Consider the following 21,254-nt stretch of genomic DNA (forward strand, 5'->3'; position numbering starts at 1 on the left):
GACTGATACGCACCACGAAGGCTGCTTGTGATCTTGATATTGATTCAACCAGAGTAGGAAAAAAATACCCACTCTGTAATGTTTTTTATAACTTTACGTCGGCTAATCAGCTGCCCATCGCCACTCACACCTCGCTCAAACCGAGTCCTGGATCTGAGCTTGCCAGTCAGGACAGCTAGCGTCCTCCACACCATAGGGATGCATGGCACAAACTAACAGATGCCCGCCATAGGTTCGCCCATGATAATGGCAGCATCCTCGACAAACCTTGGGCATGGGACGAGTATGGGTAACCTGCTCTTGGTTACGCTGTCGCAAAAATTCTAGATAGGCTTCCGCATCAGCAATGCGTCTCTTCTGCTGACGTTTACAGTCGAGGACAAACGCAGTCGATGTGTATCCCAACAGGCCAGCCCCCACAACTGACGCTGTGATTTGAACGACTTGGTTCGAGGAGCGGACAGCAACGAATAAGATCAAGCTGGCACAAATACTGCCTAGCGCTGTTTTACCTGTCATGGATTTGGCGCTCGTCAGGGGCGGTAGGTAAACTCAATTTCTAAACTAACTGAACTGGAACAAAATGACCGTTCTATCAAATGCCCGTTTCATAAAAGGTGATTACTTGACAACTTGCGTTACAACTTTGTGGCGCTAGGTAGAGCCGTTCGAGACAATTCCCCAGATTCCAGAATCGGTGCGAGCTGGCGCAAATAGTCAGACCAAGCTGCCAGAGCCACTGGGTTCGATTCGGCTTGACGACGCAGCAGCACCACACCATCTTGAAAGTCAATCAAACCATATTGTTTGGTCATCAGATCCGTCACTCGTTCTGCCGTCAGCCGCAAACTTTTACGGTAGTCTTCAAAAGCAATCTGATATTGTTCGAGGTACCACAGATCGGCTATTCCATAGTCCATACGCACCACTTTATTCGTGTCATTTCGCAGCCGAATCATCGGAAACCTAAGCACCTCACGCCGACCTGAGAGATGGGCCACAATGTGATCCGTTGCTGTAACACTCGCTTCAGCAGGAATTTGGGCTAGTAAGGAACGCACTGCCTGACCATGCTGCCACTGCCGTGCTGGTGAAACATACACCCAAGGTTGAAAGGAATCCGGAATTAAAAATGAAAGCACTCGGTTGGGATTGGACGTGATCGTAAAGAATAGCGACAGCCCGATGCAAAGCGCCCAGAAGCGGCGAAACCGCAAACGCCGAAATAGATCGGGATGCTGCGTCCACCACAGAATCGCCCCATAGAACAAACCCGGCACTAGCGACATCGCATAGCGGAGATGCAGCGACAGCGATGTAATATCTTCCCGTTGAATCAATAATTTGATTGTCGGAAAACCAGCCAGCAGCCAAGCACTGGGCGAAATCACGGTCACAAAGGCCAGCGGCAGCCACTGCCCTAGCAAATAGCGCAGCGTTTGATTGAAGGGCGTCACAATTTCCACCAACAGGCGCACCGGATTACTGAGAATTCCCCACAACACCTGAAGCGTGGTGGCTTCTTCCGTATCCACAAACTGGCCAAACTGTTCAATCATGAACCGCTGCGAAATATCAGCTGAGAACAACGGCATGATCAGATTGGTCAGCACCAACATATAGCCCAGACTCAGACCACACAAGCCTGTTCCTAACCAGAGATGACGACGGCTAGCGAAGAAATAAAACCCAATCCCAAACAGCACCACACCGCTATCTTCCCGCACCGCCAAGGTGAAAACCGCCAGCAGCCAAACCAGCCACCAAACTCGCTTTTCTAACGCCAGCAGCAGGCCAAAAATATAGAGCGGAATCTGGCAAATATCGTGAAAGTTGGCTACGGTTGGACTGATGACAGCCGTCGCCCCATAGAAACTGACAGCAATCCAGGCCGAGAGCGTTGGCGGGTGGTAGTGACGGGCTAGGGCATACAGCACAAACCCAGCCAGGGTTACCAGCGTCACCTGTAAAACCGACAGTCCTGCTGCCGAAGGAAACAAGGCATAGAACGGCAACCACAGCAGCAGAGCAGGCGTAAAATGCTGCCCCAAGCGCTGGTAGGAAACATCCGGCACCTCTCCCTGCATCACCGCACTCGATTCCGTCGAGGAAAGAGAACTCTCAAACAGGCGACCGTGCAAACTGTTCCAAAAGACCTGATTAAAAATGCCTTGATCAAACGAAACGTAGGTCGGGTAGAAGTTGTAATAACGCTGTAAAACTAGTCCGCAGCAGATGAGCCAAAACAGGGCTGCTGCGACCATTACCAAGCGCAGTTGAGGAGATTTTGCTAGCTGTAACCCAGGCCAAGACATGGAAAAACGTCAATAGAGAAAGAGCAGAAACACTTGAGCTAGCTATAGACCGTGAAGCCTCGCGTTAATCAGTTTGGTCGCCCAAACGATTTGCTTACCCAAACAATAAGAGACGCGAACGATCGCGTCCCCAGGATGAATTATCAGCGAATATCAGCGTTCCCAACCGTTAGGGTTCAGATCAGACCTCAAAAAAATTCAGGAAATCGAAACTGGATTATTTTAGGAGGCCAAAGTAGAAGGCTGCAACCAGGAAGTTACCCAGCAGAAGCAACAGTGCCCAGGAAGCACGAAACGTATAGGGAGGTTTACCCGTTTTTGTGGTCATAGGAATTCAGTGTCTCTCTACTCAAGATTGTTAAGTCAAGTTGACTTTTAAGTATTTATTAATTATCGAACAGAGCGTGACCAATTCAGCCAGCGATTAGAAAAATTTAGCAGGCTAATCCGCCTCACCGGCATGATAGGAACTGCGCACCAGTGGGCCAGAGCGCACATGGGCAAACCCCAACTCGCGAGCAATTTCGCCTAGACGCTCAAACTCGTCTGGCGTCCAGTATTTTTGTACCGGCAGGTGCGCCAACGAAGGACGCATGTACTGACCCAAGGTCAGGCGATCACAGCCGACTGCCCTCAGATTCTGCATCGTTTCGATAATTTCAGCCTCGGTTTCTCCATGCCCCAGCATCAGACCCGATTTGGTTGGAATGGTGGCATCGAGCTGTTTCACCCATTGCAGTACCCGCAGCGAACGATCATACTTTGCGCCGCGTCGTACCGGACCTTGCAGGCGGCGAACTGTCTCAACATTGTGGTTGTAGCAAGCAGGTTGGGCCTGCACAATCGTAGCCACGCGCTCGTACTGGCCAGCGTCTCCACCCGGACCGCCCCAAAAATCAGGAGTGAGTACCTCGATCTGCGTGTCTGGGTTAAGTTGGCGAATTGCGGTCATGGTTTTCACAAACCAACCGGCTCCTTGATCGGGCAGATCATCCCGTGCGACTGAGGTGAGCACTACATAGCGCAACCCCAGTAAGTCAACGGCCTCGGCGACCTTGCGGGGTTCATCGGGGTCGAGCGGCATGGGGGCATGGCCTTTATCCACCTGACAAAAGGCACAGGCGCGAGTGCAGGTCGGTCCCATCAGCAAAAAGGTTGCCGTGCCCTGGGCGTAACACTCCCCCCGATTCGGACAGCGCCCCTCTTCGCAGATCGTGTGAATCTGGCGCTGCTTGATGATTTGTTGCACCGTGGAGATTTCGCTGGCTTTGCCGATCGAACGGCGTAACCAATCAGGTAATTCCACCAGCGCTCGGCGATTGGTTAATTCAGACGATGAGGTCTCAGAAGACTGCATTGAACTATCTAGAGTTGCTATTGGTATATGGCTGCAATTTGAGAGATAGGATTCTTAATCTCAGGGGAATAGTAATACTGGCAATAGCTTTTGTCTCAGGCTAAGATGCGAGCTACGCCGGTTCTGCTTCCCATCCGCTGAAGAAAATAATTCAATGGAAATTACACTAGGTTAAGGTTAACTGAGAGATACAAGCAATCCAACAGGATGCACTTAACCAAAGCTTGCTAAATTTCGACCTCAAGTTTTGCAATTCCTGCAACCAGTTTCTTTTACTCTCAGAAGTTAATAATATCTAGTGTAAGTGAAGCTTCTTCTTTTCGTTCCCACACCAATCGTTCCTACACCAACCCGAGGAGTCCACCGTGGCAAGTCAAAAAATCCTGGTTATCGATGACAGTCGCGTCATCCGCAATATGGTAAGGGACATGCTGCCGAAAGGAAATTTCCAGGTTCTGGAGGCGAAGGATGGCGTTGAAGGCATCAATTGCATTCGTCAAGAACGTCCCAATCTGATTATGTTAGATTTTCTACTGCCTCGCATGAGCGGTTGGGAAGTCTTTCAGCAAATTCAGTCGCAGGCCGATCTGCAAAAAATCCCTTTGGTGCTGATGTCGGGACGACGGGAAGAAGTGACAGAAAAGATTCCCGAACCGTTCGAATACTTTGAATTCATTGAAAAACCATTCGAGCAGAAGGAGCTGATCGAAGCGATTAAGTCAGCCTATGCTAAGTCTCGTTTGCCTCGTGCCGTCTCAGCCGCTCCTCAGACAACAGCCATGCCAGCCGCCGCAAGCGGAGATCTGGAGGCGATGAACCAAAAGATCGAGAAAATGCAAGCCGAGATCGATCTACTGAAGAAACAGCTTGCCCAACTGCTGGCCTTTGTGAAGCAGAAGTTGAAGTAGGCTGCTCGATTAGAGCGGTTTCTGTGTAGGCACACCAATGGCCCGTGGAAAAATTGCGCGAGTGAGTTCCACTTTCTTGAGATAGATGCAATGGCGGACACTCTGGCTCAGCGGCGTTTCAAACCGCTCAATTTGAGTAATGCATCCTCCTAGCTGCTTGGCCGCAATTTGCAACCCCTGCGTTTCTGCCTCCGACCACTGCCCCCGATACAAAACCGCGCTTCCACCAACCTTGAGCAGTGGCAATGTATATTCGGCGCAGACAGAAGCTGTAGCCACGGCTCGAATTAGCGCTAGGTCATATTTTTCTCGATGCTGGACTAGGTGGCCCAACCGTTCAGCCCGATCAGTAATAGCTTCCGCCTTCAGTTGCAGAGTGGCTATCAGATCGGCGAGGAAGGCAATTTTCTTCTGGGTTGAGTCCAGCAGGGTGATTCGCCACTGGGGACAAACAATCGCCACCGGGACACCCGGAAATCCAGCGCCTGTTCCTACATCAATTACCTGCAGCGATCGCTCCGACTGGTTTAACCAGGGTTGAATACCGCACAGCGAATCCCACAGGTGCTTTTCCCAAAATTCTGCCGGATCGGTGATGCGAGTCAGATTCAGCCGTTGATTGCCTTTGAGAATTTCTGTATACAAATTCTGAAACTTAGACTGCTGCTTTGATGTAGGCTGCCAGTTCAATGTGCGTTGCCATACCTCAAGCGCTTCGGGCAATACTACGGGTTCCTGAGGATTGACTAATGGCATGGCTTTGCTCCCGCAACCGAGACCCGGCGATTCATTCCACATTCGCCCCCAGCGGTTGCCGATTAAAAGAAGCTGGATCTACTGGCGTTAATTCACCATAGCTTAGCGTCCAGCAACGATCGGCAATACTAGCCAGTTCTCCTGGTTCGTGGGAAACCACCAGCAGCGTCCATTGTTGCTTGAGCTGCGCGAGTAGACTAATCACCTGCTGACGCATTGACCAGTCAAGGCCGGCAGTGGGTTCATCTAGCAGCAGCAAATAAGGCTGGCGAATCAACTGCACCGCTAGTGCCAATCGACGTTGTTGGCCTCCACTCAAGGAACGGGGAGGTGTCGGCAGCGGCAAATGAGCCAAGCCAACAGCAGCTAGGGACTGATCGAGCCGGTCCTTGCTGAGTTCAGGATGACCGAGCCGCAATTCCTCTAATAGCGTATGACCACAAAAGTGACGCTCTGGAAACTGAAAGACAAGTCCGGCGAGCTGACGCAGTTGATCAGGCGTGAGTTCTTGGTCGCGCCAGAGAATGGAACCTGTCGTTTTGGAGGCTAAACCTGCCAAAATTTCTAGTAGCGTACTTTTTCCAGAACCGCTCGGACCAATCACTAACCCAAGCTGCTGAGGAGCCAACTCTAGATTAATCGACTTCAAAATCGCGGTTGGTGTAGCTGCAGGGTGATAAACCAAATCTTTCAGATAGAGCATTCAGGCACAGGAAATGAAGGAGTTGGAAATAATAGCGATTCCTAGGTTTCTTCTTTATAGCAGTTTGCTTACCTGGGAAGCTGCCGGAACTCACAGGCACCGATCCCGTCAGAACAATGGACTGGTAACAGATCAACGTTTGGTTCAACCCAGGTTTACTAGCATTGACCAAATTTTCCTTCGTCTCAGATTAATTAGACTCAGTTTATTGTGGATTGACGCAGGTTCAACTCCAGAGGTTACAGTACAAAGTGGCGTTCTTACCAAGCATATTTTGACTGCAGGTCAACATCCGTAGTCTACTGCGGAAGTTTAGATTACATGCGGTTTTGTTCCCTCACAATTCGTTCCCTCACAATTCGTTCCTTCACAATCGGTTATGACAAGCATGATCACGCGATTAGCCGCTCCAACCAAACGTTCCCGAAAATTATTATTGTCCCTACGGCGAGTCACTGCGGCGGTGACAGGCGGGTTGACCGTTGCCTTGAGTGTGTGGGTAAACCCAGCTTTGGCGGATCCGTTTCGGACTAATAATCCCCACCAAATCGGCGATCAAACCGAACAAGCCTTCCGGGCGCTGTTTGAGCAAGGAAATTATCAACAGGCAGCAGAGTTACTGCGTACAGCTGAACCGAATGAACCGTTGGCCTACGCCATGAAGGCAGCTTTAGCCTACATCGACGAAGATTGGAACACAATGGGACAAAATGCCCGCCTGACGCGAGAGTCTGCTGAGCAACTCATGGCGACCGATCCGCTGCGCGGCCATCTGTATGTAGCAGCAGGTCAGTTTTTAGAGGGTGCTCACACGTTGTCCACTCAAGGAGCAGTCCGGGCTACTCCAGCCATCCTGAGCAAATTGCAGCAAATTTTCGACAGTTTGAAAGAAGCGGAGAAAATTGATCCCCAGGATCCGGAGCTAAACCTGCTGAAAGGCTATATGGATTTGATGTTGGCCGTTAATTTGCCATTCTCTAACCCAGAGCAGGCAATTGAACGACTGCAAAACTATGCGGCTCCTCCTTACTTAGCCCAACGCGGCATTGCGATTGCCTATCGGGATCTGGACAAACCCGATCAGGCCCTAGCCGCAGTCAATAGCGCGTTGCAGCAAACTCCCAACAACCCAGAATTGCTTTACCTTAAAGCTCAAATTCTCAGAAAACAAGGCAACACTCAGGAAAGCCTGCGCCTCTTCCGCCAAGCTCTAGCCAAGCAGTCTCAGCTTCCTCAGAATCTGGCTTACCAGATTGCCTGGGAACAATGCCGGACCGTTAATCAAGTGCGCAATCGAGAGCGTGACTGCTCCGAAGTAGCTCAACGGCGAGTCGAACAGCCCAATAGCCAGATCGAGGAAGAATAGCCAAGCTAACAAAAATGAGTTGCCTCATTAGCAACCAAGCGAGCATGGGCAAAATGCCCACCGCTAGCAAGACATTGTGTTGACGTGCCCAATACATAGCCACTGCTTAAAACAAGCGCAAATAAGGAGGACATCCAACAATCGTCCTCCTTATTTGCGTTCAATCCGACGTTCAGAACTCACCAAAGTGCAGGGACACTGCGAGGTGGGGTTGCGGGGGGCGCTACGGGACTAGGAGGCGTCGTGGTTTGGCTAGGGGCTGGTGTGACAGGTGTTGTTGTGTCGAGGTTTGCACCAGGAAGTGGCTGTAGCGGGATCGGTTGACCGCTAGGAATGAAGTTAGGCAACACCTCTCGGGGACGATTGGTAGCCGCGATGCAGGTTGTCATCATTTCAGTGGTTGAAAGAGCAGCCTGAGTGGCCAAACCTACAACACAGTTAGAAAATCGGGCTGGCAGCAAACTGCGACGACAGTAGGTCAAAACAGCTTGGGGTTCTGTCCCCTCTGTACTGATTTCCGTAATCCCGACTACGCAGCTCGCTAATTCCTGCGGGCGACGCACCCGCCGACAGCCAGAAAGGGCATCGGTAGCCGACAGCTCTGTTTCAGCATCAATCGTTGTGACGCAGGACGACAAGGCCTTGGGATAAAGGGCAGCAGCACAGGCTGCGGTGGCCTCAGCTTCTCCTAGCCCGGTTCCTAAAAGCCCCTCAGCGCATTTTTCATAGTCACTAACGGAAGCTCGATAGGGGCGAGGATTGTAGTAGGTTGCGGCATTAGCTGGATGGATGGGCAGTCCCGCCAAGGCAAAACCTGCAACCAACAGCGGCAGAGTAGCAACTTGGGTAAAGCTGAGCTTTCGGCCATCGAAGCTCCGTGAGCACAAATCAGGATTACGCATAGTAGGAACTGAGCATAACAATGAGGGGCTGCCAGTAAGGCCACAAATCTGACTTTACTGGCAAAATTCGACCGGCAAAATCTTGGCTGATTGTCTCATATTTGCCAGAATCTGCCATAGGTATACCCCAAAAGTTTTGTTCTGCCTAGGGGTTTATCGAACCAGCAGCCAAAATCTTTAAGTGAGTTCATCACAAATCTTAAAAACGAGAAGCAAGCAGGTGATTCAGGCCAACCATGAGTACGAGTATCCAGCCCATCGCTGATTTTTAGACTATTTCAGCCACGCAAGCAGCTTGAGTTCTCACAACCCCCCTCGCTGCTGTCGCCCCACGTTGATGTTAAGCATTTTTTGTTAAGCATTGTGTTTTCTTAAGCTGTAGAATACTTCTAGACGATCTGCAAACCTTGACTGTCTGCTGATTTGACAAGGCTGCTGATTTGGCAATACCGGCTTTGTATGCTTGGGCGGCTCTACTCTTCGAATTTTTAAGATATTTGTCTGCGTTTTCATTTTTGGGCCGCAGACGCGATCGGGCCAGCGTAGGGTAGATTTCGCTAGAACGTTATTTTCATTAAAACCCCTCTTACATTACGTAACCTTTGTTTAGATCATGTCTCAACTCTCTGGAAATCCTGATGTGCCCGATTTGGGACGACGCCAATTCATGAACCTGCTGATGGTTGGATCTGGCGCAGTCACCGTTTTAGGTGCGCTTTATCCGGTCGTCAAATATTTCATCCCGCCATCAAGCGGTGGCACAGGTGGTGGCGTCACAGCTAAAGATGCACTCGGTAACGACATTGTTGCCAGCGAGTTTCTGGCTAGCCATGCCCCAGGTGAGCGGGTTTTGGCGCAGGGTTTAAAGGGCGACCCAACCTACATTGTGGTAGAAAGCGCGGATGCAATCGCCGACTACGGCCTCAACGCCGTCTGCACCCACTTGGGCTGTGTGGTGCCCTGGAACGCGAATGAGAACAAATTTATTTGTCCTTGTCATGGCTCTCAGTACAACAGCCAAGGCAAAGTAGTTCGGGGTCCGGCTCCGCTCTCGTTGGCCCTGGTTCATGCCTCCGTAACCGATAACGGCAAAATTGCCTTTTCTGCTTGGACTGAGACCGACTTCCGCACTGGTGATGATCCTTGGTGGGCATAGTTCTTAGGGAGTGTTGAGTTTTAGGTGTTGAGTTTTAAGTGATAAGCGGTTCGAATTTGCCGCCGTTTCACAGGAAAAATGAGAACTTAGGACTCAAACCTCAAAACTACGTGCTCCACACAGGCTCTGCCACCAAAACTCAAAACTTATATTTGTACTGAACACCCGTTAACAATGAAGTCAACCGTTTGGTCAATTCTATTTCCCAATAGCGGCCAGGTAATCCTGAAGCGTGCTTTGGTAATTCTCGCTGCACTCGCCCTTTGGGTAACTGCTGATGTTGCCCTACCCCAAACCGCAGAAGCCTATCCATTCTGGGCACAGCAAAACTACGAAAATCCTCGTGAGGCCACGGGCCGAATTGTGTGTGCCAACTGCCATCTTGCCGCCAAACCAGTCCAGATCGAAGTGCCACAAGCTGTATTACCGGATACGGTCTTCAAGGCGGTTGTCAAGATCCCCTATGACACTAGCGTGCAGCAAGTCCTGGGTAACGGCGAGAAAGGCCCTCTGAACGTGGGAGCCGTGCTGATGCTACCTGAGGGCTTCAAAATCGCCCCAGAGGATCGGATTCCTGAAGAACTAAAAGAAGAGGTTGGACCCAGTTATCTGTTCCAACCCTACAGTGAAACCAAAAACAATATTCTTCTCGTTGGTCCGCTCCCAGGCGATCAATATCAGGAGATTGTCTTCCCAGTGCTGTCGCCCGATCCGAATACCGATCAATCCGTTCATTTTGGTAAGTATCAGATCCACTTGGGCGGCAATCGTGGGCGCGGGCAGGTTTACCCGACTGGTGAGAAGAGTAACAATGGCGTTTTTAATGCCTCGGTTGCAGGCACGATCGAATCGATCACCAAGGCCGACGACGGTAGCTATGAGGTGACGATTCAGCCTGCTGAAGGCAACGCGGTGGTTGACAAAATTCCGGCTGGCCCAGAGCTAATTGTGTCAGAAGGACAGGAAATAGCCGCGGGTTCTGCCTTGACCTCTAACCCTAATGTGGGTGGTTTCGGTCAAAGAGACGTGGAAATTGTGCTGCAAAGCCCCAACCGAATTAAGGGATTGGTTGCCTTCCTCGCCGCAGTGACTTTATCTCAGATCCTATTGGTATTGAAGAAGAAACAAGTCGAGCGTGTACAGGAGGCAGAAATGACGTTCTAAGGGCGTTTGTTGTCAACAGAACGTCTATTGGTTTAGAGCCTACCTGAAGCCTCCGAAGGGGGGTTTCAAGTCAAAAACTCTGACGAGTTGACTGACTTGCAGTTAGAGAAAGTTGGATAGGTAGTTAAAGCAAACTCGGTCAAAAAGATAGAAGACACTCCAACCCTCGGAGTGTCTTTTGCTATGAACCCTTGCATGAGGTTCATTATATTCTCTAGCTGCTAAAAAATTCTCGAATCGAGTAAAGAAATGTGCTTGCTCCAGAAACAGGTTGGGAATATTAACGTTAGAGCGCTGATACCAGGATTTGTATGCCAGCTTTGTCCAACCTCACCCTGAAATGGTCATACTTTGCAGGAACAACGCGAAAGGAGGTCCCGGTCTTCGCTTGAACCATTGACACAATGGGCAGCAGCAAGGTCTTCTAACGGTACCTTATAGCTTTGTGCGGAAGCCGCACTATAGCAGCAGTACATCAGGAAGGGCACAACTTGCGAGGAATCCGACTGGGAGTAAGCCACGATGGCCGAGCAGGAACATGTAACGCTACTAAAGCAAGGAGTAGCCATCTGGAACGATTGGCGGCAGCAGCATACTCACATTCACCCCAATCTGAGCCAAATCGCGTTGGAACAAATCAGTTTACGGGAAGTTTGCCTCAGCGGCGCTAACCTCAAGCAAGCGATCCTCAGTCATACTGATTGCTGCATGGCTAACCTGAGCCGAGCCGATCTGCGTCAGGCCAACCTGAAGGCCACCCTACTCTATACGGCAAACCTAGAAGAAGCAGACCTGCGCGGAGCCAATCTAGTCGAAGCGGACCTGCGAGAAGCAAATTTGCAAGGGGCCGATCTCCGCAAGGCAAATCTTTCCCAGGCATCACTCTGCACGGTTAACCTGAAACACAGCCACTTAAGGGAGACCATCTTAAAGGAAGCCAACCTCAGCTACGCCTCCCTTTGCCATGCGGATGGCTGTCTAGCCGATCTTCAAAATGCCTGGTTAAACCATGCTGATTTGAGGTTTGCCCGCTTTTACACGGCCAATTTGAGTCAGGCTACACTCTATGCCGCCAATCTTTGTCAGGCCGATCTACGAGAAGCCACCTTTAGCCAAGCTAATTTGCGAGAAGCCGACTTCCGGGAAGCCGACTTGAGTATGGCGGTGTTTTGTGTTGCTAATTTGATCGGAGCCACCTTTTACAAAGCCACAATGACTCGGGCCAATCTTAGTATGGCCAATTTGTGTATGGCGAATCTGAGCCACACTAACCTGGAGCGAGCCGTGCTAATCGGAGCCAATTTGATTGGAGCCAATCTCTACACCGCCTCGCTCGTCGAGGCCAATTTAACCGAAGCCGATTTACGAGAAGCGTCTCTACGCGGAGCCAATTTGACCAATGCCAATCTGTCGCGAGTCAATTTTGGTATGGCCAACCTATCAGGAGCTAACCTGTCGGGGGCTAACCTCAGCTACGCCCATCTGCGTCAAGCCAATCTCTGGGAAACCAACCTAGAGGGAGCCTGTTTAACCGGAGCTGTCATGCCCGATGGCGAGGTTTACGAATAGGAGAGGGGCATGGAAGTGCTAAATCAACGTGAGTTCGGGATAAGGAAGGGTGGAACAGATACAGTTGAAAGTACCTAATTCTCAACGCATCTGACCACCCTATGCTTAGTTTAGAAGCCCTTTTTTGCCATGTCGATGATTTTTGCCGATGGTTTGAACCGCGCTGGCAGCAGCACTTATTGGGCGAAGGACTACAGCGTCGTTCCCGCTCCCGCAGCCGCAGCTTAAGCGAGATGATGACAATCTTGATTGCCTTCCATCAGTCGGCCTATCGCAACTTCAAGTGGTTTTATACCCAGTTCGTCTGTCGTTACTGGCGCAAAGCCTTTCCTCGATTAGTCAGTTACCAACGCTTCGTGGAGTGGATGCCATCGACCCTCATTCCCCTGTGCGCCTACTTGCGCCACTGCTTCGGACGCTGTACGGGCATCAGCTTTATGGATTCGACCAGTATCAAGGTTTGCCATAACCGCCGCATCGCCTCTCACAAGGTATTCAAGCCTCTAGCTGCTAGAGGCAAAACGTCGGTGGACTGGTTCTTCGGCTTTAAGCTGCATCTGGTGATGAACGAGCAAGGAGAGTTGCTCAACGCGATCCTCACCCCTGGCAATGTCGATGACCGTCAGCCAGTTCCCCAATTGCTGCAACAGCTTTTCGGCAAAGTGTTTGGCGACCGGGGCTATGTCTCCCAGAAACTCGCCCTGCAACTGTGGCACGATTGGGGAATTCAACTGATTACCAAGCTCAAACGGAATATGAAGAACCGCTTGATGCCATTGGCAGATAAGCTGCTCCTACGGCGACGAGCCATTATTGAATCGGTGATTGACCAGTTGAAGAACATTTCTCAGATTGAGCATTCTCGTCATCGTTCACCCGTCAACTGCTTGGTCAATCTGGTCTGTGGATTAATTGCCTACTGCCATCAGCCCAAGAAACCATCCCTCATCCCTGATACCTTTTTGCCTGAGCCTATTTAACCCGAACTCACGTTAAATCAGGTGGGGGGTGGTTGAGGAGTCAGAAGTCAGGAGTCAGAAGCCAGAAGACTATTTGCTGACGACGATGAATAACCGCCAGAGCCTCTTGGCAACTGATACAAGATAGCTTGCTAGGAGGTTAGGGCGTTTGATCGGTAGGCTGTATATTCTGGACTTGGGACATTTGATTGTCCTGATTCTGATTTTCTTGAGTTTCCTGGTTGGCAGCCTGTTTTAATTCCTCCTCTAGCATGGCCTCAAAGATGAACAACCTGGCCAAGCGGTTGTAGGTGCCTGCACCGATGTATTGGGGATAGCGATGCAAGCGGCTATAAATCCAAACGAGATCATCGCCATCAAAGATGCGAATGTCCTGCAGCCAGTTTTTGCACTCAGGCTTCAGTGCATTGGCGGCATCAAGCGCATCCGTCCAACGCTCGAACTCTGCCGAATAGTTGCGGGTAATCACCTTAAACATGTTAGTGCCGGGCATGTTAGTGCCGGGTTAGTATCGGGTTAGTACCGGCTCAACGGAGTGGTTTGTCTCCGCCGATTTTGCCTCTACTATGGCTTTTTCCACTCTGGCAAGGTACGAGGGGTGTGGGGGCTTCGCCCCCACACAGGGGCACAGCCCCTGCACCCCATTTTTTGTACTTCATTAGCCTGGAAAAGGCTGTAAATTCACTTTACTAAATTCAATTGTGGCAGTTTCGCCTACTGTACCTGGATTTTCGCCAGCGCCACCCCAGTGTAGTAATGCAATAAAATTTGCTGATAATTCCAGTTTTGCTGGGCCAGTTTGTAGGCACCGTACTGACTCAAGCCAATGCCGTGCCCATTACCAGCACCACTGATACGAAAGCGTGCTGGAGCCGCAGAAACATTGCCAGCACTGGCAACCGGACTTTGTTCTGCCTCAATTGAGAAAAGTGTGCTCCGCAGCCCTAATCGGTCTCGCACAGCTCGGCCTTCCACTGTCTTCGATCCAGCGCTGCCATCAATGGTAAGGGCTAACACTCGTCCATGTGGATGTCGCTGGACCGAAACCGACGAGACCGTGCCTTCATAACCGAGTCGCTCTGCCAATTCACTGGCCGTAAAGGTGAGTGGATCCCACTGGCACTGAGAAAAATCGCTGTCAGGGCTGGGCACACCCCGCAGATAAGGCAGTGGACTTGTCCAAACATCTTCCACGTTTTCAGTATGGCCGCCAGCGCAAGAGTGAAAGACTGCATTAATGATCTGGCCGCGATAGGTGAGCACCTGGCCTTTGGTGGCATCTACGGCAGCTCGCGTGCTGGGTGCTTCTTTTTCTAAACCGCCATAGACCTGCCAGGTAGTTGTGTCACCCAAATCAAAAATTGTATTGCCGCCGTGCTGACGTTGGTAAAGCGCGTAAGAGCGGGCAGCCACCGCCTGTGATTTTAGAGCTTCCAGACTCCAGCTAGCGGGCATTTCTGCCCCAACCACACTGTAGAGATATTGCTCCATCGGAACGTAATTCACAGCGGTAATGCCACCACTCGTCGGGATAACCAACGTTCGCCCGCGGTACCAGCGCTCACCAATGAAGACATAGCCATCTTCACTCGCTGGCTCAATCCAAAGCTGACTGGTCTGAAGTTGATTGACCGTGACTTTACCATCTTGAGATTGGGCCACCACCGCATTCATAGCTGGAATTTGGGCTAACACCTGACCGGCCCCATCCCGGAGGACCGCCTCGGTTGACCCTCCTACCTTCACCTGCCCCACATCCTGCTCAATGGCCACTCGCAACTCTATTTCGGCCCGCGCTGGCACGATTGCAACCAACCAAAACAGCAGCGTCATCCACCAGGACTTTCTACCGTAGCGCAGGACAAGCTGAATTACCTGCTGAAGCTGGACCGCTAGAGATGGTTTGGGATCTCCAGCCGCGCAGAAATAACCTGTCATTGTTGGCAAACTCCTCACACTGACGATTTAGTATCCGAATCACTTAACTCTTAACTAACGATTTATCTGGGCAGGGATCAGCCTTAAATGGCTCTTAAATAAGCTAACTTTGCATTATATTAAGATAATTTTTACTTTAGCTGAATAAAAATGCGAGGTCAAATCAATATGACTTAGCGATAAATTATCGACGAAGCTAAATGAATTCGTCTTATCGCTGCGTTGTTTTCTCAGTATTTCCTAGCAAGATTTCATCAAGTTCAAGCAGCTATGAATTTGCCCTTGTTCATCTTGACGGGCTAGAAGCATGCAAAAGCTAGGGAATAAACCACGACAAACCAACTTAGCTGGACCAGAGGACGTGTTCAGAGGCTGTCAACAAGTTCAACAATTTGTCAGCAATTCTCAGTATGGAAAATCAACTGGTGTTAGGTGGGATTTCTAGCTCTAAACCCTCAAGCATAAAGGTGAGCAGGTGATCCCAATTGTTGAAATACAGGTAACGGGTCAACGCCCGCAAATCATCAAAAAAGGTTTTGCGAGTGGGCAAATGAGATCGCAACAGCTTGTATTTCTGGTCGAGCAACTCCAGTAAGGTATGAAACAGCAGGGACAGGATGTTGAGGGTAGCGAGGAATGAAGCAAGATGCTGCTTGCCATGCCCAAAATTGTGTTCGAGGTTGTAGCCCTTGGTCTTGAGGGTGTTGTTATTCTCGTTTTCCACCTTCCAGCGGGTACGACCGGCTAGGACGACCTCTGCCACAGTGTCGTCGGTAATTGGATGATTGGTGGCAAAGGAATTTTTGTAGACTACCTTCCCATCTGGGCGGCTCACCGTCAGTTCGCACCAATTCACCAAGAGCGCATCATCCCCATCTTTGAGGGGCACGTCGTTGAGGTAGCGGTAGGTATAGGTTTCCTCGACCTTTCCAGTCCAACGTTTGGTCGTCACTGTCGGTAAATCAATGCCTTCGAGATGCTCATAGAGGGTAGCGTGAGACTCCGGACGGCATACCAGAATGAAGTCGAATTGTTGAGCTAAGAGCTGTTGGCATAAGGGTTGATGACAGTAGAGGTCATCGCCCAAAACCGTTACATTGAAGGCACGGTAGCGTTGTCCGTACTGCAAAAACCACCGTTTGGCGGCTGCATTCTCACAGTCTTGTTTGTCATGCCCATCTTGCGGTACGACAAACTCAGGCACCAATGGAATCACCTGAGATTGACCCGGACAAACGATGACTGGAGTGACCACACTATGAAAATAGTACATCTCTCCTGACTTCAACTGGCGCGTTGAACACTGCGGGCAATGGATTTGGCTCGAACCGAAGTATTCGGTGCCATCGATTGCCATGAGCAGAGTGTCGGCAAACGAGCGCAATCTCTTCAACTGTCCCTGTTGCTCCAACACCTGCAAGATTTCCTCAAAGATGGGAAATACCTGCTCTGGTTTCACCCCATCGAGCAACGCCCGAATCTGGTTGTCACTCGGTATCTGATGTACTCCAAACAGACTTTGGGCATTACTATGACCTTTACTGCCCTCCATCATTCGCTGGTATGCCAGAAATGACGGGGTTTGGGTGAAGAACACGCTAAACGCGCTCAAGGCTGCATCTTCCATCCCATAGCGGGTATTCTTGCCCGTGCGTTTGTCCGGTAGCGAGGACAGGCGCTGGCGAAAGGAACCAACTATTGTGTCAAACAACCCCCGTTCTTTCAACGGTTCTGGCTCTCTTGGCTCTCTTAGATGTTCTTACAATACCGATATTTCCAGGACTTGAACAGCTTTTCGCCAAAATGAGAATTGCTGACAATTTGTGCCTAAATTGATTTACTTAGAGTGATTGCTGTTTCGGTAGGAGATCTTCAGGCTAGACAAATCATGCTTGAGGTCAAACATCTCCTATCGAGTTGTGTCAGTATAGGTGGGTGAGAAATTGCTGAACAACAGGTTGATTGAGTGCAGATTACGTTTTTAGGAACTAGCTCCGGTGTTCCGACCCGCTCACGCAACGTTTCTAGTATTGCCCTACGGTTGCCGCAGCGAGCCGAGGTTTGGCTATTTGACTGTGGCGAAGGCACCCAGCACCAGATTTTACGCAGTGACTTAAAAGTCAGTCAAATTACGCGCATTTTTATTACCCACATGCATGGGGATCACATCTATGGCTTGATGGGATTGCTGGCAAGCTGTGGATTGGCGGGAAATCCCAGCCGGATTGATATCTATGGACCGCCCAAGCTAGACGAATACCTCAAAGCCTGCGGGCGCTATTCCCAGACTCATTTTTCCTATCCGGTCAAAGTGCATACCGTAAAGCCGGGATTGTTGTTCGAGGACGAGGAGTTTTCGATCAGTTGCGCTCCCTTAACCCATCGGGTTCCGGCTTTTGGCTACCGCGTCACCGAAAAAGACAAGCCAGGTCGGTTTGATGTAGAGCGGGCTACAGCGATGGGAATTCCGCCTGGACCAATGTACGGCAGGCTGAAGCGCGGCGAGGTGATGACCCTACCGGATGGCCGCATTGTCAACGGAGCAGAGCTATGTGGTGAAACCCAAATTGGCCGCAAGTTTGTTTACTGTACCGACACGATTTACTGCGAGAGCGCTGTAGAGCTAGCCCAGGATGCAGACGTATTGGTCCACGAGGCCACCTTTTCCCATCAAGATGCCGAATTGGCTTATCAGCGCTTGCACTCTACGTCCACGATGGCAGCTCAGGTGGCACTTGCGGCTCAGGTGAAGCAGCTGATCATGACCCACTTCAGCCCCCGCTATGCCCCTGGAAATGCCATTGTCCTCGATGACTTGCTAGCCGAAGCAAAAGCGATTTTTCCCAGGACGATCATGGCACATGACTTCTTTACTTACGAGATTCCGCGTCGCCAACCAGCTGAATTGGCAGTTGCTTCCTGAGATGCGATCCTGGTCAAAAGCTCTAGGGAAGCTCACAGCCTCGAATAATCTCTGCATCAGAAGTTCAAAGCCATTAGACTAGCTGGAGAGTGGTTTAAAGCAACGCCTGAGCTTATGGACTACATCAGCCAAGGTTAGAGGCCCTTTAAGGTTTATCTCAAAGTAAGGGAGTATAATCTTGGGGTTTAGCGCCTAACGTCATTTCCTATCTCCGCTTAACCCTTGTTTTTTCTTCAATCCCTCAAAGCAACTGTGGCTGCTCCTACCCAATTAATGTGGGCACTAATTGGTCTAATTCTGACCATCGGTGGCACATTACTAGAAGCATTTATTGTGAGTTTTCCCTGGAGTTGGACTCAGCACGGAGTTCAGGCCCACTCACTAGGAGTTACCTGTCAGATTGCGGCTGTGTTGCTCGTGGGTTGTCTCGGAGGCAGCAGTGCGGCAGCTATTTCCCAAATTGCCTATCTGATTCTGGGCTTGACCTGGTTTAATGTGTTTACTCAAGGTGGCGGGTTCGATTATGTCCATCGTCCTAGCTTCGGGTATCTGCTTGGATTTGTGCCTGGAGCCTGGATTTGCGGTTGGTTAGCCTTTCGGCTGCCCCGGCGATTGGAGAACCTGGCACTAAGCTGTTTGATGGGTTTAGCAGCCATTCATGCCACCGGGATCGGATACATTCTGCTGGCCCATGCTGCCAAGTGGCAAGGATTTGAGACCCTCTCTGTGCCGGAAACACTGATGACCTATTCGGTTACGCCCCTGCCGGGTCAGCTAGCCCTGGTCTGCGCGGTCACGGTTTTAGCAGCCTTTCTGCGGCGTTTGATGCTTTACTGAGGGAGGATCGGCTAAATTTGTGAAACGAATTGCCGTCCAATAGTCGAAGAATCAAGAAGTCCAGCGGCTAGCCCAGTGGTAAATTTGTGACTATGAGTTTGAAAAATCGCCTTTTTTGGGTTGCGGCCTTGGTAGGACTGATAGCCGATCAGGTCACAAAGTTTTGGGTGGTCCGCACGTTTGAACTCAACGAGACTTGGCCCCTATGGGAAGGAGTTTTCCATCTCACCTTCGTGACTAACAAGGGAGCAGCCTTCAGTCTGTTTAGCGAGCGGGGAGAATGGCTGCGCTGGCTGTCGCTTGTGGTTAGTTTGGGATTAATTGCCCTGGCGGTTTTGGGGCCGCGAATGAACCGGTGGGAGCAAATTGGCTATGGCTGCATCTTAGCCGGTGCATTGGGGAATGGGATCGATCGATTTCTATTTGGGGAAGTGGTCGATTTCTTAGATTTTCGCCTGATTCGGTTTCCAGTTTTTAATCTGGCAGATGTGGCGATTAATATCGGCATTCTTTGTTTACTGATGGCGGCTCTCGTGCGGCCCCCCACTACAAACGGCAACGGCAAGCGGCCTTCAGTTTAACAGCCGTAGTTCGCTATCTCGCGCAATGCAATTTGCTCAGTCAATTGCAATGGGTTTGGCTTGAAATCGAGCTGCCCAAGTCGGACCGAATCGGTTCTCATCATGGGCGACATTCTATGTCATAATCTTTAACAGAATTTTTAATATTTCTATCTCAAGTTTTCTCCCCCAAGTTTTGTTGTGTGAATGAGTACCACCAATGACTACGGAAGCCGTTGATCTCAAAACTCTCGATCGGTACGAATGCAAGGCTTGTGGTTACGTCTATGAACCTGCTAGAGGGGATGACAGCAACGACATTCCCGCTGGGGTTCCGTTTGAGGAATTGCCTGAAATCTGGCGCTGTCCTGTGTGTGGAGCCAGAAAAACAGCATTCAGCAATGTGGGTCCGGTTGGCAATCCCTCAGGCTTTAAGGAGAATCTGGGCTATGGATTTGGCGTCAATACTCTCACGCCAGGACAAAAGAATATTCTTATTTTTGGCGGTTTGGCTTTGGCTTTTTTATTTTTCATTAGCCTTTACGGACTGAGGTAAGCGGCTGAAAAGCGCTTCTACAAGTCAGTTAAGCTCGTTTGGTGTCTAGATCGCAGTTTTGTTAGTTGGTATCTGTAGTTAAGTCCGATGCGCTCACTTCTAAAGTCCTTTCAAACCGTTATTGTGCTTGTTGTTGCTGTGCTGCTGTGCAGTAGCTGTGCCCGAGGGTTTCTACCTTCAACCAGCTACAATCCCTGGCAGCCAGTTTCCCTACCCACCGAGGAAACCCTTTCCGATGTTTCGTTCATTGACTCAAATCACGGTTGGCTAGTGGGCAAAAACGCCACCCTGCTGGAAACTAAGGATGCAGGAAAGACCTGGGATCTGCGAGCGCTTGATTTAGGCGATGAACAGATCTACAGCTTTCTCTCGGTGAGCTTCTCCGGTCCGGATGGCTGGATTGTTGGTCAACCCAGTATTCTCCTGCATACCACCGATGGTGGCAAATCCTGGCTACGGGTTCCCCTGAGTGAGAAACTGCCTGGAGCGCCCTACAAAATTACGGCATTAGGGTCTCAGTCAGCTGAGATGACAACGGATGTAGGAGCCATCTATCAAACAAAGGATGGTGGAAAGACCTGGAAGGCGATGGTGCAGGAAGCAGTAGGGGTATTGCGCAACATTGCTCGATCGGACGATGGGAAGTATGTCGCCGTGTCCTCACGAGGCAGCTTCTATTCAACCTGGGCACCCGGACAACCCTCCTGGGAACCACACAACCGCAACAGCTCTCGTCGTTTGCAGAATATGGGATTCGGCAAAGATGGACGGATGTGGCTATTGGCGCGGGGCGGAATTGTCCAGTTCAGCGAGGACGATACTGCCGAGTCCTGGGAAGATCCCCTCAGTCCTGAGTACGCCACAAGCTGGGGACTGCTTGATCTGGCTTACCGAACTCCGGAGGAAATTTGGGTGGCAGGCGGTAGTGGTAATTTGCTAGTCAGCTTTGACGGCGGCAAAACCTGGCAGAAAGACCGGGATGTTGAAAACGTTCCTTCTAACTTCTACCGGATTGTTTTTGTGTCACCTGAGCAAGGATTCATTCTCGGTCAAGAAGGTACGTTGCTGAGGTATCAACAGGCGGCTTAAGGCGCTAGGATCGTGGTTAGTTGAGTATTAGTTGAGTGCGGTGTAGTGGTGTAATTAGAGGTGCATTAGTTGCAAGCGTGATCAGACGATTGACCCACAATTCCTTCAATTATTTTGGCGTTCTAGTCGATTAAAATAGCAGGTTGCTTGTGACTGTTTCCGCACTCTCGTATGA

21 protein-coding genes are annotated in these 21,254 nt (G+C 50.4%); 11 read left to right on the forward strand and 10 right to left on the reverse strand.

From position 1 onward, the window contains the following. Positions 1-135: 135 nt before the first annotated feature. The 4 genes from HJG54_RS22025 to lipA form a co-directional block, all read right to left on the reverse strand. Complete coding sequence (locus HJG54_RS22025) at positions 136-519, reverse strand: hypothetical protein (RefSeq protein WP_316431419.1); 384 nt, start codon at positions 517-519, stop codon at positions 136-138. Between the two features lie 119 nt (positions 520-638). Then, entirely contained in the window at positions 639-2,315 is a 1,677-nt protein-coding gene (locus HJG54_RS22030; protein WP_316431420.1) for a DUF2079 domain-containing protein, read from the reverse strand. 217 nt (positions 2,316-2,532) lie between these two features. Then, complete coding sequence (gene psaX, locus HJG54_RS22035; RefSeq protein ID WP_035998540.1) at positions 2,533-2,643, reverse strand: photosystem I protein PsaX; 111 nt, start codon at positions 2,641-2,643, stop codon at positions 2,533-2,535. Between the two features lie 114 nt (positions 2,644-2,757). After that, the gene (gene lipA, locus HJG54_RS22040) at positions 2,758-3,672 is read right to left on the reverse strand and encodes a lipoyl synthase (protein ID WP_316431421.1); all 915 of its coding nucleotides are present in this window, start codon (positions 3,670-3,672) and stop codon (positions 2,758-2,760) included. Between the two features lie 365 nt (positions 3,673-4,037). Here lipA and HJG54_RS22045 point away from each other — a divergent pair, with 365 nt between their 5' ends. Continuing rightward, on the forward strand, positions 4,038-4,580 hold the full coding sequence (locus HJG54_RS22045) for a response regulator (RefSeq protein ID WP_035998546.1): 543 nt from the start codon (positions 4,038-4,040) through the stop codon (positions 4,578-4,580). Positions 4,581-4,589: 9 nt separating this feature from the next. Here the strand turns inward: HJG54_RS22045 and rsmG are convergent, their stop codons facing one another. Together rsmG and HJG54_RS22055 are read right to left on the reverse strand one after the other, a co-directional pair. Then, the gene (gene rsmG / locus HJG54_RS22050; RefSeq protein WP_316431422.1) at positions 4,590-5,336 is read right to left on the reverse strand and encodes a 16S rRNA (guanine(527)-N(7))-methyltransferase RsmG; all 747 of its coding nucleotides are present in this window, start codon (positions 5,334-5,336) and stop codon (positions 4,590-4,592) included. 31 nt (positions 5,337-5,367) lie between these two features. Then, a complete protein-coding gene (locus tag HJG54_RS22055; protein WP_316431423.1) occupies positions 5,368-6,039 on the reverse strand; it encodes an ABC transporter ATP-binding protein in 672 nt (223 codons plus the stop codon). Between the two features lie 379 nt (positions 6,040-6,418). Here HJG54_RS22055 and HJG54_RS22060 point away from each other — a divergent pair, with 379 nt between their 5' ends. Beyond that, positions 6,419-7,405 (forward strand): Sll0314/Alr1548 family TPR repeat-containing protein, encoded by a 987-nt coding sequence (locus HJG54_RS22060; RefSeq protein ID WP_316431424.1) that lies wholly within the window; start codon positions 6,419-6,421, stop codon positions 7,403-7,405. Between the two features lie 179 nt (positions 7,406-7,584). Here HJG54_RS22060 and HJG54_RS22065 read toward each other — a convergent pair whose 3' ends face one another. Then, positions 7,585-8,307 (reverse strand): hypothetical protein, encoded by a 723-nt coding sequence (locus tag HJG54_RS22065; RefSeq protein WP_316431425.1) that lies wholly within the window; start codon positions 8,305-8,307, stop codon positions 7,585-7,587. Positions 8,308-8,920: 613 nt separating this feature from the next. On the opposite strand from HJG54_RS22065, the gene petC reads away from it, so the two are divergent. From petC to HJG54_RS22085, 4 genes are all read left to right on the forward strand, one after another. Next, the gene (gene petC, locus HJG54_RS22070; RefSeq protein WP_316431426.1) at positions 8,921-9,463 is read left to right on the forward strand and encodes a cytochrome b6-f complex iron-sulfur subunit; all 543 of its coding nucleotides are present in this window, start codon (positions 8,921-8,923) and stop codon (positions 9,461-9,463) included. A 174-nt stretch (positions 9,464-9,637) separates the two neighbouring features. Next, positions 9,638-10,627 (forward strand): cytochrome f, encoded by a 990-nt coding sequence (gene petA, locus HJG54_RS22075; protein ID WP_316431427.1) that lies wholly within the window; start codon positions 9,638-9,640, stop codon positions 10,625-10,627. A gap of 522 nt (positions 10,628-11,149) precedes the next feature. Next, entirely contained in the window at positions 11,150-12,196 is a 1,047-nt protein-coding gene (locus HJG54_RS22080; protein ID WP_316431428.1) for a pentapeptide repeat-containing protein, read from the forward strand. Between the two features lie 101 nt (positions 12,197-12,297). Next, positions 12,298-13,176 carry an IS982 family transposase gene (locus tag HJG54_RS22085; RefSeq protein ID WP_316429998.1) on the forward strand — a complete coding sequence of 293 codons (879 nt, stop codon included), beginning with the start codon at positions 12,298-12,300 and terminating at the stop codon, positions 13,174-13,176. Positions 13,177-13,315: 139 nt separating this feature from the next. Here the strand turns inward: HJG54_RS22085 and HJG54_RS22090 are convergent, their stop codons facing one another. The 3 genes from HJG54_RS22090 to HJG54_RS22100 form a co-directional block, all read right to left on the reverse strand. Next, on the reverse strand, positions 13,316-13,669 hold the full coding sequence (locus HJG54_RS22090; protein WP_316431429.1) for a hypothetical protein: 354 nt from the start codon (positions 13,667-13,669) through the stop codon (positions 13,316-13,318). A gap of 221 nt (positions 13,670-13,890) precedes the next feature. Continuing rightward, positions 13,891-15,114, reverse strand: a complete 1,224-nt coding sequence (locus tag HJG54_RS22095; RefSeq protein ID WP_316431430.1) for a SpoIID/LytB domain-containing protein — start codon at positions 15,112-15,114, stop codon at positions 13,891-13,893. A 418-nt stretch (positions 15,115-15,532) separates the two neighbouring features. After that, positions 15,533-16,813, reverse strand: coding sequence for a transposase (locus HJG54_RS22100; RefSeq protein ID WP_316435595.1), 1,281 nt, complete (start codon positions 16,811-16,813; stop codon positions 15,533-15,535). A 267-nt stretch (positions 16,814-17,080) separates the two neighbouring features. Here HJG54_RS22100 and HJG54_RS22105 point away from each other — a divergent pair, with 267 nt between their 5' ends. The 5 genes from HJG54_RS22105 (at position 17,081) to HJG54_RS22125 (ending at position 21,079) form a co-directional block, all read left to right on the forward strand. Further along, positions 17,081-18,037, forward strand: a complete 957-nt coding sequence (locus tag HJG54_RS22105; protein WP_316431431.1) for a ribonuclease Z — start codon at positions 17,081-17,083, stop codon at positions 18,035-18,037. Between the two features lie 222 nt (positions 18,038-18,259). After that, entirely contained in the window at positions 18,260-18,874 is a 615-nt protein-coding gene (locus HJG54_RS22110; RefSeq protein ID WP_316431432.1) for a biotin transporter BioY, read from the forward strand. Positions 18,875-18,966: 92 nt separating this feature from the next. Next, entirely contained in the window at positions 18,967-19,455 is a 489-nt protein-coding gene (gene lspA / locus HJG54_RS22115; protein WP_035998567.1) for a signal peptidase II, read from the forward strand. A gap of 199 nt (positions 19,456-19,654) precedes the next feature. Further along, positions 19,655-19,990: a rubredoxin gene (locus HJG54_RS22120; protein ID WP_035998570.1), complete on the forward strand. Its 336-nt coding sequence runs from the start codon at positions 19,655-19,657 to the stop codon at positions 19,988-19,990. A gap of 87 nt (positions 19,991-20,077) precedes the next feature. Next, entirely contained in the window at positions 20,078-21,079 is a 1,002-nt protein-coding gene (locus HJG54_RS22125; RefSeq protein ID WP_316431433.1) for a photosynthesis system II assembly factor Ycf48, read from the forward strand. The last annotated feature ends 175 nt before the right edge of the window (positions 21,080-21,254 follow it).

This window comes from Leptolyngbya sp. NK1-12 (assembly GCF_032598965.1).
Taxonomy (GTDB): Bacteria; Cyanobacteriota; Cyanobacteriia; order Elainellales; family Elainellaceae; genus Elainella.

What these genes read in the sequence shown, in the direction of transcription:
- rsmG (WP_316431422.1), bottom strand. Translation starts at nt 5,336, where the DNA reads ATGCCATTAGTCAATCCTCAGGAACCCGTAGTATTGCCCGAAGCGCTT.
- HJG54_RS22095 (WP_316431430.1), bottom strand. Translation starts at nt 15,114, where the DNA reads ATGACAGGTTATTTCTGCGCGGCTGGAGATCCCAAACCATCTCTAGCG.
- HJG54_RS22060 (WP_316431424.1), top strand. Translation starts at nt 6,419, where the DNA reads ATGACAAGCATGATCACGCGATTAGCCGCTCCAACCAAACGTTCCCGA.
- HJG54_RS22065 (WP_316431425.1), bottom strand. Translation starts at nt 8,307, where the DNA reads ATGCGTAATCCTGATTTGTGCTCACGGAGCTTCGATGGCCGAAAGCTC.
- psaX (WP_035998540.1), bottom strand. Translation starts at nt 2,643, where the DNA reads ATGACCACAAAAACGGGTAAACCTCCCTATACGTTTCGTGCTTCCTGG.
- HJG54_RS22090 (WP_316431429.1), bottom strand. Translation starts at nt 13,669, where the DNA reads ATGCCCGGCACTAACATGTTTAAGGTGATTACCCGCAACTATTCGGCA.
- HJG54_RS22085 (WP_316429998.1), top strand. Translation starts at nt 12,298, where the DNA reads ATGCTTAGTTTAGAAGCCCTTTTTTGCCATGTCGATGATTTTTGCCGA.
- HJG54_RS22030 (WP_316431420.1), bottom strand. Translation starts at nt 2,315, where the DNA reads ATGTCTTGGCCTGGGTTACAGCTAGCAAAATCTCCTCAACTGCGCTTG.
- HJG54_RS22125 (WP_316431433.1), top strand. Translation starts at nt 20,078, where the DNA reads ATGCGCTCACTTCTAAAGTCCTTTCAAACCGTTATTGTGCTTGTTGTT.
- lspA (WP_035998567.1), top strand. Translation starts at nt 18,967, where the DNA reads ATGAGTTTGAAAAATCGCCTTTTTTGGGTTGCGGCCTTGGTAGGACTG.
- HJG54_RS22080 (WP_316431428.1), top strand. Translation starts at nt 11,150, where the DNA reads ATGGCCGAGCAGGAACATGTAACGCTACTAAAGCAAGGAGTAGCCATC.
- petA (WP_316431427.1), top strand. Translation starts at nt 9,638, where the DNA reads ATGAAGTCAACCGTTTGGTCAATTCTATTTCCCAATAGCGGCCAGGTA.
- HJG54_RS22120 (WP_035998570.1), top strand. Translation starts at nt 19,655, where the DNA reads ATGACTACGGAAGCCGTTGATCTCAAAACTCTCGATCGGTACGAATGC.
- HJG54_RS22025 (WP_316431419.1), bottom strand. Translation starts at nt 519, where the DNA reads ATGACAGGTAAAACAGCGCTAGGCAGTATTTGTGCCAGCTTGATCTTA.
- HJG54_RS22055 (WP_316431423.1), bottom strand. Translation starts at nt 6,039, where the DNA reads ATGCTCTATCTGAAAGATTTGGTTTATCACCCTGCAGCTACACCAACC.
- petC (WP_316431426.1), top strand. Translation starts at nt 8,921, where the DNA reads ATGTCTCAACTCTCTGGAAATCCTGATGTGCCCGATTTGGGACGACGC.
- lipA (WP_316431421.1), bottom strand. Translation starts at nt 3,672, where the DNA reads ATGCAGTCTTCTGAGACCTCATCGTCTGAATTAACCAATCGCCGAGCG.